The sequence below is a fragment of the Curtobacterium sp. ME12 genome (assembly GCF_903970855.1).
Classification (GTDB): Bacteria; Actinomycetota; Actinomycetes; order Actinomycetales; family Microbacteriaceae; genus Curtobacterium; species Curtobacterium poinsettiae_A.
Genome location: NZ_CAJCKD010000001.1, coordinates 57,417 through 70,231, shown reverse-complemented (window position 1 = coordinate 70,231; position 12,815 = coordinate 57,417). Strand labels below are relative to the sequence as shown.

Genomic DNA, 12,815 nt, shown 5'->3' with positions numbered 1-12,815 from the left:
TGGACGAGGGGTTCCAGTGGTCGGAGCAGGACGGTAACGTGCCGCCATGCACTGGGGGGACACCGGACTCGACGACGACCAGATCGCGTTCGTGCGGCAGATGCTCCCCGACACCGTCGTCGTGGCCGATGACTCCTGGGGGCTCCTCGACACGCGGGTCCTGCACGTCCGCGCTGGCGACGACGGCTTCACCGTGAAGGCCTCCAGCCAGACCAACACGCACTTCCCCCGCGAGCTCGAAGCACACCGCACCGCCACCGCCGCACTCCGAGCCAGCGGGGACGCCGGTGCCCTCGTCGCCGCGAACGAGGAGCACCGCGTCCTCGTGCTCGAACGCGTCCCCGGGCACCTCGCCCTCGGCACCCCGGACGAGCACGATCCCGACGTCCACCGCCAGGCCGGCGCAGTGCTCCGACGGCTGCACGACCAGGACACCCGCCACGACCCGACGTTCCTACTGCACGAGCAGGCGAAGGCACTGGCCGCCCTCGACGCACCGCACCGGATCCCGGACGACGTGGTCACCCGCGCACGAGCGGCACTGCGCGCACTCCCGACCGACCACGCGACGCAGGCCCTCGTCCCGACCCACGGCGACTTCCACCCGCGCAACTGGATCGTCGACGGCGGCCGACTGCGCGTCATCGACTTCGGCCGCTTCGGCTGGCGCCCCGTGTCCTTCGACCTCACCCGCCTCGCGGTGCTGCACTGGCAGCACGATCCCGGGCTCGAAGCGGCGTTCTTCGACGGGTACGGCGACGATCCACGCACTCCGGACGCGTGGCGCTGGCTGCAACTCCGCGAAGCAGTGGGGACGGCGACCTGGGCCTACGCGGTCGGCGACGAGGGCTTCGAGGCCCAGGGCCACGACATGCTCCGAAATGCCCTCGCCGCGTTCTGACCCGTCAGGCCCGGACGCAGCTCACGGCACCCGCACGAACCGCGGCGCCCCACGGTCCCGCAGTCGGAAGCCGAGGTGCTGGTACAGCCCGATCGCCCCGGTGTTCCCGGCGGCCGCGTGCATGAGCGGGGTCTCCCCACGCTCCCGGATCCCGTGCGCGACGGCGAGCACCAACCGACGCCCGAACCCCTGCCCCCGGTACGCCTCGTCCGTGCACACCGCGCTGATCTCGGTCCACCCCGGCGGGTGCAGGCGCTCCCCCGCCATCGCGACGAGCCGTCCGTCCCGCCGGATGCCCAGGTACGTGCCGAGCTCGATCGTGCGCGGCAGGAACGGCCCCGGCTTCGTCCGCTCCACCAGGGCGGTCATCTCCGGCACGTCGTCGGGCGTCAGCACGACGGCCTCGGGGTCCGGCGCACCGTCGATCGCCTCACCGGTGAGCTGTACGCCGCCGGCACCCTCGACGAGCTCCCACCCCTCGGGCAGGACGGCAGCCGCACCGACGCCGAGCATCCCGCCCGACCCGAGCAGCGCCCGGACGTCCTCCCAGTCCTGCGGCGTGGGCTGCTCGGGAATCCCCGTCCACACCGACACGTCGGTCTGGTAGCGGACCACGTCGCCGCGCCGCTCGGCGAACCGCGCATGGTGGCTGTTCAGTGCGGCCATGGCGGGTGCGTCGAGCATCCGCGTCGGCGTGCCGTCGTCGGCGATGGTCAGGTCGAGCGTCCGGAGCGCCTCACCGCGGGAGTCACCACCACGGAACCCGAGGTCCTCGATCCGGCGGCGATCGCCGTCCGCCCACCCGGCGGTGTCCGCGACGACGCCCGAGGCGTACTGGTTCGTGGCGCGTTGCACGACCTGCTCGACGTCCGCTGCCGAGGTCACGAGGACCTCTCCGGGCCGGATAAGCGCAGTCGTCGTCATCCCACCATTCTCCGCCCGCGGCGAGCGCCGCCAGCGCATCGTTGCACCCGGTGACGCCGTGCCGCGGCTCGCACGGTGCGAGGGGGCCCACGGCCCGTGCGAGGTTCCGTACTCGGTGCGAGCGCACGTGCACCGCACGGAGTACGGAACCTCGCACCAGACCGAGCGCCCCGCGCCCGCCTCACCCCAGCCGCGCCGCCACGAACTCCACCATCCGCCGCACGAGCAGCGCCTGCGAGGACGCCCGCCGGTACTCGTGCCCCTCGCCCTCGAGCTCCAGGTACTCCACGTCGTGCGACCGCTCCCGCAGCGCCGCGACCACCTGGTGCGCCTCACCGATCGGCACGTTCGTGTCGAGCTCACCGTGCACGACGAGCAACGGCGCCGTGACGTCGTCGATCGCGCGCATCGGCGACAGTGCCGCGAGCAGGGCTTCGTCCTCGACGGGGTGGCCGTACTTCGTGGCGGCAGCAGCCGCGATCCACGGTTCGGTGTCGCGGTAGAAGGTCGCGAAGTCGCTCATCCCGCACACCGCGACCCCGGCTGCGAACACGTCGGGCGTGAACGCCAACGACGCGAGCGTCGCGTACCCACCGTACGAGCGTCCCTCGACGGCGACCCGGGACCGCTCGGCGTACCCGTTGGTCACCAGGAACCGCGCGCAGTCGACGACGTCGGCGAGCGCGTTCCACCGCAGCGCCAGGTCGTCGGCGTGCACGAACTCGTGACCGTACCCGGAGGACCCACGGATGTTCGGCGCGAACACGGTCACCCCGGCGGCGGCGAGCGCCTGGTGCTGCGGCGAGAACGTGGGTCGTTCCTGCGACTCCGGTCCGCCGTGCAGGTGGACGAGCGCTGCGCGGCCGGGAGGCCCGACATGCGTTCCGACGTCGGCTCCCGCCACCGACGCGGTCGGCTCCACGGCCCGGTACAGCCAGCCGGTCAGCTCCAGTCCGTCACGGGCGGCGAACCGTTCGAGCGTCGGCTCGACCAGCTGCACGTCGGGCAGCGCCGGCACGTCGGTGACCCGGCTCCAGGTCAGCGCGTTCGTGTCGAGCCGCCACAGTTCGCGCGGCCGGGTCGGCCCCTCGACGGCGAGCAGCACGCTCCGGCCGTCGCGGCTGAGCACGGGATCGGTGACGACGTACCCGGGCAGGTCCGGCACCGGGGTGCGCGAGGCGTCGTGGGTGTTGATGAGGTCGAGTTCGCTGCGCCCGTCGACGTTCCAGACGAGCAGCAGCGTGCGGCCGGCGTCGTCGGCGTCCAGGTACTCGAGCTCGGCGTCGTCGCGTTCGACGATCGGCCGGGGTGTGCCACGCCAGCCGTGCGGCCCGACCGGCTGCGCGACGAGTCCGCGGCGGGGCAGTCCGGCCTCGGTGGCGACGTAGGCGACGAGCGGGCTGGTCTCGCTCGCGGGCGCGGGTCGCAGGAACGCGATCTCGGCGGACCCGTCGGGGTCGTCGGCGAACAGGGCGTGGCTCTCGTCGGTGAGCCGGTCGACCACGACGACGAACTCCTGGCCGCGCTGGCCGTCGCTCAGCACGACGAGCCGTTCCTCCACCGACAGGTCGAGGATGTGGATGAGCTCCCCCACGGCCAGGTCGTCGCGGTCGCCGGAGACCGGGTCGACCAGGTACGAGCGAGCCGGCTGGTCGGCTTCGGTCGAGGGCAGGGTGATGACGACCCGGTGGCCGCTGCGGCTCCACGGTCCGAGTTCGGCGTGCTGGTACCGCGAGCCGGCGATCTGCGCGGCGTCGGAGCCGTCCGGCCGCACCACCCAGACCTGTTGCTTCACGCCGCCGTCGGTCGCGATGGCGACGGCGAGCCACTCCCCGTCGGACGACCACGACACCCGGATCACCGGGTCGTCGGACAGCGCGATCCGCACCGGTTGCGGCGGCTCGCCGTCGACGACGACGTCCTGCACGAAGACCTCGGGGGTGCCGTGCCGGTCGGACACGAACGCCACGCGCCGGGCGTTCCGGGTCATGGTCGGTCCCCACGATCCCCAGGCGGCGGTGAGCTGCGCTCCCAGGTCGGCCGCGGCCCTGGTGGTGACCGACGGCTCGACGGTGGCCGACGGCTCGACGGTGGCCGACGAAGCGACGCCCTGCGCGCCTCCAGTCCGGACGGAACCCACGGTCACCGCACCCCCTGCTGCTGCAGCCACATCTCGATCAGGCCGAGCTGCCAGAGCGCGTTCGCGCCGATCGCGGTCCTGGTGCTGTTCGGGTCCTGCAGCATCCGCTCGACGGTGGCGGGGTCGAAGAGTCCGCGCTCCCGCGCCTCGGGTGCGTGCAGCGCGTCGCGGACGCGCTCCAGGTAGGGGCCCTCGAGCTGCCGGATGGCGGGGACCGGGAACGAGCCCTTGCTGCGGTCGATGACGGCGTCGGGCACGATCCCGCGCGAGGCGCGCTTCATCACGCCCTTCCCGCCGTCGGTGAGTTTCATCGACGGCGGGATCGCGGCAGCGAGCTCGACGAACTCGTGGTCCAGGAACGGCACGCGGGCCTCGAGGCCCCACGCCATCGTCATGTTGTCGACGCGCTTCACCGGGTCGTCGACGAGCATGATCGTGGTGTCGCTGCGGAGCGCGGCGTCGACGCTGGTCTCTGCTCCCGGCCGTGCGAACTGGCGGTCCACGAACGCCGACGGGGTGTCGTCGTCGCTCTTCCACCGCTCCCCGAGCAGGCCCTGCAGCGCCGGCCAGCGGCGGTCCATGAACACGGAGCGGTAGGCCTCGGCGGCCTGGTCGCGCGGCACGTCGGCGAGCGGCGGGTACCAGTCGTAGCCGGCGAGCACCTCGTCGGCGCCCTGGCCGGACTGCACCACCTTGACGTGCTGCGAGACCTCCTGCGACAGCAGGTAGAAGGCGACGCAGTCGTGGCTGACCATCGGCTCGCTCATGGCGGCGACCGCACCGTCGATGCCGTCGAGCAGGCGCGACGAGGGGATGTGGATGCGGTGGTGGTCGGTGCCGAAGTGCTCCGCGACCTGGTCGGAGTACTCGAACTCGTCGCCGGACTCACCGCCGGCCGCCTCGAAGCCGATGCTGAACGTGGCGAGGTCCTGCTGCCCGGCCTCGGCGAGCAGTCCGACCACGAGCGAGGAGTCGATCCCGCCGGAGAGCAGCACCCCGACGGGGACGTCGGCGACCATCCGTCGCTCGACGGCGGTGCGGAGCGAGCCGATGAACGCCTGCTCCCAGTCGCGCTCGGACCAGTCGGACTTGGCTGGGTCGCGCTCGAAGCGGGGCTCCCAGTAGACGGTGTCGAGCGCGGTGCCGTCGGGGTCGATCAGCCGGACGGTCGCGGGCGGGAGCTTGCCGACGCCGGCCAGGATCGTGCGGGGCGCGGGGACGATCGAGTGGAAGCTCATGTACGAGGCGAAGGCGACGGGGTCGATGGACGTGTCGACTTCCTTGGTGCCGGTGCCGCTCGCGCTGCCGTTGCCTCCGCTGCCGGCGTCGCCGGCCAGGATCGCCGGCAGGGACGAAGCGAACCGCAGCCCGCCCGGGACGGGTGCGACGTAGAGCGGCTTGATCCCGAGCCGGTCCCGCGCCAGCACCAGCCGGCCGCTGCCGTGCTCCCAGATGGCGATGGCGAACATCCCGATCAGGTGGTCGACGAACGCGGTGCCCCACTCGGCGTACGCCAGGGCGATGACCTCGGTGTCCGACGTCGACGCGAACCGGTGCCCCTTGCCGTGCAGCTCGTCGCGGAGCTGCCGGTAGTTGTAGACCATCCCGTTGTAGGCGATCGTCAGCCCCGCCTCGGCCAGCACCATCGGCTGCGCGCCCGCGGTGGACAGGTCGACGATGGACAGCCGTCGGTGCCCGAGGGCGACCGGGCCGCGAGCCCACAGGCCGTCGCCGTCCGGGCCGCGGTGCGTCATGCAGCCGGTCATCCGGGCGACCGCCCCGACGTCCGGCGCTCGGCCGTCGAACCGGATCTCACCCGCGAGTCCACACATCAGCGCTCTCCCTCGGTGTCCGCCGGGTTCCCGACGATCCACGTGTCCTTCGCGCCGCCGCCCTGCGACGAGTTGACGACCATGCTGCCCTCGGGCGCGACGCGCGTCAGGGCGACGTCGGCCAGGTGCACGTCATCCGGTCCGGTCCCCGTCGCGTACACGAAGGCCCGCAGGTCCACGTGCCGCGGGTCGAGACCGGCTGGTCCGATCGTCGGGTGCGAGGACAGCTGCACCACCTCCTGCCCCACCCACCCGGCGGGGTCCGCGGCGATCTCGCGGCGTCGCTCGGCCACCTCGGGGGCGCTGGCGCTCGGTCCGATCAAGACCCCGCGGCCGCCCTCGCCGTCGACCGGCTTCGTGACGAGTTCCCCGACGCGGTCGAGGACCGACAGCCGTTCGACCTCGATGCTCGTGCGGTACGTCGGTACCGATGCCAGCAGGGGTTTCTCGTCCAGGTAGTACCAGATCAGGTCCGGCACGGTGACGTACATCGCCTTGTCGTCGACCAGCGCGTTGCCGGGCGCGTTCGCCAGGTAAACGCGTCCTGCCTCGGCCGCGTCGAGGATCCGCGCACCGAGGTCGGGAGCGTGCTCCGCCGTCAGCGCACTGACGTCGCGGTCGATCCGCAGGTACAGTCCGTTGAGCACGTCACCCGTCGTCGCGTCGACCACGTGTCCGTCACGGACGTCCAGGTCCGACCCGGACACCAGGCGCATCCCGGCACCGTCGGCCAGCCTGCGGTGCTCGAACCACGCGCCGGCGGCGGGGCCGTCGCTGACCAGTGCGATCACGGGGTCGGTTGCGCCCGTCACCGCGGTGGTGTTCGCGCAGAGGGTCCGGCGGAGCCGGTCGATCACGCCGTGCGGGTCGCGCAGGTGCGCCGGCCGCGGGGCGTCCGGCACGACGTCGTCCATCAGCTCGCGCAGGGCGATGCCGTACGCGACGCCCGAGGGCGAGCGGACGTTGTCCTCGAGCACCCGCCAGCCGCCGAACTCGTTGCGCACCAGGTCGAACCCGAGCACCGGCGCACGGACGGCGGTCGCCGGCAGCCGGGTGGCGTCCGGGTCCCAGCCCGTCGCGCCGACGAAGTGGTCCGCGTCCAGCACGCCGTCGGCCACGATCCGCCGCTCGCCGTACGCGTCACGCAGGAACAGCTCGATCGCCCGGGCACGCTGCCCCAGGCCACGCTCGAGCTGCGACCACTCGTACGCGCTGATCATCCGGGGCACCAGGTCGCAGCCGAACTCCTGCGCGCCGCCGTCGACCACGAAGCCGACGTGGTGCTCGCGGGTCCAGACGTCGCGGGCGGTGCAGCGGTCGATCGCGGTCTCGGCGTCCCAGCCGGTGAAGAAGGCCGCCAGGTCACGGAACGCCGGACGTGGGCGCGCCCCGGGGCCGACCGCCTCGTCGCCGGCACGGACGCGGTACCCGGGGATCGGGACCACCGGGTCCTCGTCGCGTCCGGACGGGAGCCCCGCGGTGTCCTCCACCACCAGGGCGACGACGTCGTCCATCTCCCCACGCTCGGCGTACGCGGTGCGCTGCCGGTCGGTGGAGTTGCCGCGGGCCAGGGTCGCGTCGAGCAGCTCCGTCACCGTGCCCCAGTCGCCGAGCTCCTCGAGCTCCGGGCGCAGGCGGGACACGAGCTGGCGCACCGCGACCTCGGCGGGCAGCCGTTCGGGGTGCTGCCCCAGTCCGACCAGTTCCCCGCTCAAGCCGGAGCGGGCGGCCTGCCACATCGCCGCACGGTGCAGGGGTTCGCTGCGCGGGTGCCACTCGGCGCCGGACACGACCGACTTCTCGGCCTTGCGCACGGCGGCGCGGAAGAGTCCGGCGATGAGCACGGCGTCGTCCACCACCGGGGTCGCGTCGCAGACCCGCAGCTCGAGCGTCGGCGCGTGCGACGACGGCCGCACGTCGAAGTAGGCCATCTTCCTGTCGGCGATCACGCCCGATGCGATCAGGTCGTCGAGCACCCGGTCGTACTCGGCGGCGTCCGCAACCGGACCGAAGCTGCCGGCCGACGGCCACCGCTGCCAGATGATGCTCCGGAACGAGGCGTACCCGGTGTCCTGCCCGTTCCAGAACGGACTCGACGCGCTCAGCGCGAGCAGTACCGGGAGCACGGGTGCCACCCGCTGGGCGATCAGCACCGCCAGGTCGCGGTCGCTCACCCCGACGTGCACCTGCAGGCCGCAGATGAGCTGTTCGTCGACGAGCATCCGGTACTGCTCCTGCATCCGGCCGTACCGACCGCCGGAGCTCAGCTCGAAGTCGGCGTACTCCGACCTCGGGGCGGTACCGACGGCGGCGATCGTGACCCCGGCCGGGGCGATCGCGGCGCTGAGCTCACTGCGCAGGTCGACGATCACTCGCCGCAGGTCGTCGAGGGTCCGCACCACCGGGGTGTTCGTCTCGATCGTCGTGCGCTGCAGCTCCGCGCCGAAGCGGTCGGTGGGCAGTTTGGGCAGAAGGCGCGGGGCCTTCGCGGAAAGTCGGCCGGACTCGAGGTCGATGAGGTGCAGCTCTTCCTCGGCGCCGAGCGTCAGCTCTGCACTCATGGCTGGAACCTACGCGGGGCGGCCGTGGTGCGCACCGCGGCACACCGCCCGACTCGTGCCCGTAACACGCCCGTCCACCGCTGGTCACGTCCACCGAACTGCCGTCGGCACCGTGCGCGCCTCGTCTCCCGTGCGAGCCTCCACGCACCGTGCGCCCCGGGGAGCACGCACCACGCGCGCAACCCCGCACCAGCCCGCGAAAGCCGCACCGTGCGGGCCGCCGCCTACCCCCGCGTGCGCGCCAGCCGCCGGTTGAGCGCCCCGTTCAGCAGCGCGACGAGCAGCCCCACCGCGAACACGAGCGTCCCGAAGCACAGCACCTGCGGCGGCATCCCGGCCTTCGCGGCGCCGTACACGAACAGCGGGAAGGTGACCGCGGGCCCGGCGACGAACGAGGTGATCACGTAGTCGTCGATCGACATCGCCAGCGCCAGCAGCCCCGCGGCGAGCATGCCCGGCGCCAGCAGCGGCAGGGTGACGAGCCGGAAGGCCTGGAACGGTGTCGCCCCGAGGTCACCGGCGGCCTCCTCGAGCGCCCGCGAGGTCCCCGCGATCCGGGCCCGCAGCACAACCACCACGTAGGCGACGTCGAACGCGACGTGCGTGATGAGCACGGTCAGGAACCCGGTGCCGAGCCCCACCGACAGGAAGAAGGAGAGCGACGCGGAACCGACGACGATCGACGGCGCCGCGATGTCGGCGAACACGACGGTGTTCACGACACCGCGACCCGGGAACCGGTACCGCTCCAGCGCCAGCGCGAGGGGCAGTCCGATCGCGACGGAGATGATGGCGGCGAGGAACGCGACGACCACCGACGTGACGAACGCCGCCCCGAGCCCGGACACGTTCACCAGGTTCGCGTACCAGTAGGTCGTGAATCCGTTCCAGGCAAAGGACAGCCGGTTCGTGGGGGCGTCGTTGAACGAATACACGATCATGTAGACGATCGGCACCAGGGTGATCGCGATCGTCACCCAGTACACGATGGCGAGCCAGGGCCCGCGACGGTTCACACCGTGGCGACGCGGACGACCGGCGGCAGGACCGGTCACCGGCGAGGCCGGAGCGGCGGCGGAACGGGACGGTGCGACGGCGGTCATACGAGGTCCTCGAGGTCGTCGGTGCCGGAGACGCGGGCGTAGATGAACAGGATGATGCCGAGCACGACCATGAGCACGGTCGACAGGGCCGCGGCGACGTTGTACTGCTGGTTGCCGGAGTAGGCGTCCTGGATCGCCTGACCGATCGTGTACGTGTTCGTGCCCCCGAGCAGGGCCGAGTTCACCGGGTCGCCGACGCTGTCGATGAAGACCAGCAGCACCCCGGCGAAGATGCCCGAGCGGGACAGCGGCAGCGTGGTGTGCCAGAACGCCCGGAACTTGCCGGCGTACAGGTCGTTCGCGGCCTCGCCGAGTCGTGGGTCGATGCGCTCGAGGGCGGCGTAGATCGGCAGCACCATGAAGGCCAGGTCGTTGTAGGCGTCGCCGAAGATCACCGCGCCGCCGGTGCCGAGGATGTGGAAGTCCTTGCCGGCCAGCCCGAGCGCCTGCAGGGTCGTGACGACCGGGCCCTGCGACGCGAGCACGAACGCCCACATGTCGGTGCGGATGATGAACGACACCAGGAAGCTGATGAAGACGAGCATGAGCAGCGGGTTCTTCCACCGCGGCGACACCCGGAACGCGATGAAGTACGCCACCGGGTACCCGACGACGATGCAGGCGATCGTGGCGGCGGCGCCGTACCAGAGCGACCGGAGCAGGAACGTCAGGTAGGGCACCTGCGGGTCGACGAACAGCGAGCCGTAGATCCCGAAGTTCCAGGTGAACGTGTAGCCGTCGTCCGGGTTGCCGGTCATGAGCGAGACGATCAGCCCGGACACCAACGGGATGACGAAGAACACGCAGAGGTACGCGGTGCCGACGAGCGCCAGGAAGAACGGTGTGCTCCGACGGCGTCCCCGCCGCACCGGCGCGGAACCGGAAGGACCGGCGGAACCACCGGGACCACCGGGGCCGAGCCCCGGCGCCACCCCGACCGCGCTCACGACTGCACCACCGCGTTGAAGATGCCGTTCCACTCCGAGTACTCGTCGTAGTTCTCGAACACCCGGAACTCGTGTGACTGCTCCAGGACGTCCGCAGAGGGGAACACGAGCGGGCTGTCCGCCACGGTGGCGTCGTCGAGTTCGTCGCGCACGTAGTCCTCGGCCGCGGGCACCGGGCAGACGTAGTTCACCCAGTCCTCGACGATCCCGGCGACCTTCGGCGTGTAGTAGAAGTTCATCCACTCGAGCGCCGACACCGGGTTCGCGGCCTGCCGCGGGATGAGCATGTTGTCGTGCCAGGTCATCTGCCCCTCTTCCGGCGTGACGAACTCCAGGTCGGGGAACCCGGACTGCTGCGCCTGGAACACGTCGCCCGACCACGCCTGGGTGATCCAGGTGTCGCCGTTCTCCAACCGGTTGATGTAGCTCTGGTCGTAGAAGCCGGTGACGCTCGGCCGCAGTTCGCGCAGCCACGCCTGGGCCTTCCGCCAGTCGGCGGGGGTCGAGGTCTCCGGGTCGATGCCGAGCGCGAGCAGTCCGAGCGACCCGAGTTCGGTGTTGTCGCTCATCAGTCCGATGCGGCCCTTGAACGCCGGGTCCTGCAGGTCCTTGAGCGAGGTGATCTTCCGCCCGGTGTACTTCGGGTTGTAGGCGAGCCCGGTGAACCCGGTCTGCCAGACGACGGAGTGCTTGTTGCCCGGGTCGTAGATGGGGTCCTTCACGGAGTCCGAGGCGTTCGCGGCGAAGTTCGGCAGCCGCGAGTGGTCGAGCTCGCACACGAACCCGTTCTTGATCATCTGGGTCAGCTCGAACCCGTTCGTCATGACGACGAGGTCGTAGCCGGTCGCACCGTGCGCCCGCAGGATCGGGGAGACGGTGGCGTAGAAGGTCGCGTTGTCCTGGATCACCGCCTGGTAGTCGACCGCGATCCCGGTCTCCTCCTTGAACAGCGCCAGGGACTCGGACTTGCCGTGGTCGGAGTCGATGTACAGCGGCCAGTTCGCGAAGTTCAGGGTGCCGGTCGCCTTCGCGTCCTTCCAGAACGCCGCCCAGTCGACGGTGTCCTCGGCGCCGGCGGCGACGGAGCCCTTGATGCTGCAACCGGTGAGCAGGGCGGCCAGCGCGGCGGCCCCGCCGCCGGCGAGCAGGCCGCGTCGGCTCACGCGGGCCGACGTCAGCCCGCGCAGCAGGTCCGGACCGGGCACCGCGCCGGTCACGCGAGCGATCCCGCCGTGGCGGGGACGGCCTGGAGGCCCGGGGCGCTGTGGGTGGTGACGGTCGCGTCCGACGCGGGGTGCGCCTCCAGGCCGAAACCGTGGTCGACGCCCCACGTGAGCCAGACCTCGGTACCGGTCGCGATGCGCGGCCCGCCCTTCGAGTTCTGCGCGAACACCGAGACGCGCCCGGCGCCCGGCACGTCGACCAGGTACTGGGTGCTGACGCCGGAGAACGAGACGTCCACGACCCGACCGGGGCCGAGGATGTTCCGTCCGGCCTCGGGGGCCGGTTCCGCGGTGCGGATCTTGAGCTTCTCGGGCCGGACGCCGACGACGACGCGACCGGTCGTGGCGACGGCACGGTCGGCGGGCACCGCGATGGACCCGGCCGCGGTGGCGACGACGAGCAGGCCGGCATCGGTGCCGCGGACCTCGCCCACGAGCAGGTTCGACTGGCCGAGGAAGTTCGCGACGAACGCCGTGCGCGGCAGCTCGTACAGGTCCTGCGGGCTGCCCATCTGCTCGATCCGGCCGCCGTTCATCACGGCGACCGTGTCGGCCATCGTCATCGCCTCTTCCTGGTCGTGGGTGACGTGCAGGAACGTGAGCCCGACCTCGGCCTGGATCGTCTTCAGCTCGAGCTGCATCTGGTGGCGGAGCTTCAGGTCGAGGGCGCCGAGCGGTTCGTCGAGCAGCAGCAGGGCCGGCCGGTTCACGATTGCTCGGGCCAGGGCGACGCGCTGCTGCATGCCACCGGAGAGCTGGGCGGGGCGCTTCGACGCCGACCCCTCGAGCTCGACGAGCCGCAGCGCTTCCTTCGCCTTCGTCATCGGGTCCGGGATCCGGCGGCGCTTCAGTCCGAACGCGACGTTGTCGAGCACGCTCATGTGCGGGAACAGCGCGTAGTTCTGGAACACCGTGTTGACGGGCCGCTGGTACGGCTTCGTGTCGGTGACGTCCTGGCCGCCGATGGTGATGGTGCCGCTCGTGGGTTCCTCGAGCCCGGCGACGAGCCGCAGGGTCGTCGTCTTGCCACAGCCCGACGGACCGAGCAACGCGAAGAACGAGCCGGCAGGCACCGTCAGGTCGAGGCTGTCCACCGCGGTGTGGCCGGGGAAGGACTTCGTGATCTGGTCGAGCCGCAGATCGGCTCCCGATTCGGCGAACGTTCCGGTCGTTGCCATGGTGCC

9 protein-coding genes are annotated in these 12,815 nt (G+C 71.7%); 1 reads left to right on the top strand and 8 read right to left on the bottom strand.

Annotation, left to right across the window (positions count from 1 at the left end; all coding sequences use genetic code 11):
• Positions 1-46 precede the first annotated feature (46 nt).
• Positions 47-901: an aminoglycoside phosphotransferase family protein gene (locus H7A73_RS00315; RefSeq protein ID WP_182064170.1), complete on the top strand. Its 855-nt coding sequence runs from the start codon at positions 47-49 to the stop codon at positions 899-901.
• Positions 902-922: 21 nt separating this feature from the next.
• Here the strand turns inward: H7A73_RS00315 and H7A73_RS00310 are convergent, their stop codons facing one another.
• The 8 genes from H7A73_RS00310 to H7A73_RS00275 all read right to left on the bottom strand — a co-directional run bounded on the left by H7A73_RS00310 (position 923) and on the right by H7A73_RS00275 (position 12,809).
• Positions 923-1,825, bottom strand: coding sequence for a GNAT family N-acetyltransferase (locus H7A73_RS00310; protein ID WP_182064169.1), 903 nt, complete (start codon positions 1,823-1,825; stop codon positions 923-925).
• Positions 1,826-2,006: 181 nt separating this feature from the next.
• Positions 2,007-3,971 carry a S9 family peptidase gene (locus tag H7A73_RS00305; protein ID WP_182064168.1) on the bottom strand — a complete coding sequence of 655 codons (1,965 nt, stop codon included), beginning with the start codon at positions 3,969-3,971 and terminating at the stop codon, positions 2,007-2,009.
• Positions 3,968-5,797, bottom strand: a complete 1,830-nt coding sequence (locus tag H7A73_RS00300) for an N-acetylglutaminylglutamine amidotransferase (protein ID WP_182064167.1) — start codon at positions 5,795-5,797, stop codon at positions 3,968-3,970. Before H7A73_RS00300 ends, H7A73_RS00305 begins: the two co-directional genes overlap by 4 nt.
• A complete protein-coding gene (locus tag H7A73_RS00295) occupies positions 5,797-8,358 on the bottom strand; it encodes a carboxylate--amine ligase/circularly permuted type 2 ATP-grasp protein (protein ID WP_182064166.1) in 2,562 nt (853 codons plus the stop codon). The genes H7A73_RS00300 and H7A73_RS00295 overlap by 1 nt, the downstream gene beginning before the upstream one ends.
• A 224-nt stretch (positions 8,359-8,582) precedes the next feature.
• Positions 8,583-9,461, bottom strand: a complete 879-nt coding sequence (locus H7A73_RS00290) for an ABC transporter permease (RefSeq protein ID WP_182064165.1) — start codon at positions 9,459-9,461, stop codon at positions 8,583-8,585.
• Positions 9,458-10,408, bottom strand: coding sequence for an ABC transporter permease (locus H7A73_RS00285; protein ID WP_139196604.1), 951 nt, complete (start codon positions 10,406-10,408; stop codon positions 9,458-9,460). Before H7A73_RS00285 ends, H7A73_RS00290 begins: the two co-directional genes overlap by 4 nt.
• Positions 10,405-11,625, bottom strand: a complete 1,221-nt coding sequence (locus tag H7A73_RS00280) for a PotD/PotF family extracellular solute-binding protein (protein ID WP_220456571.1) — start codon at positions 11,623-11,625, stop codon at positions 10,405-10,407. The genes H7A73_RS00285 and H7A73_RS00280 overlap by 4 nt, the downstream gene beginning before the upstream one ends.
• A complete protein-coding gene (locus H7A73_RS00275; protein WP_182064164.1) occupies positions 11,622-12,809 on the bottom strand; it encodes an ABC transporter ATP-binding protein in 1,188 nt (395 codons plus the stop codon). The genes H7A73_RS00280 and H7A73_RS00275 overlap by 4 nt, the downstream gene beginning before the upstream one ends.
• Positions 12,810-12,815 lie beyond the last annotated feature (6 nt).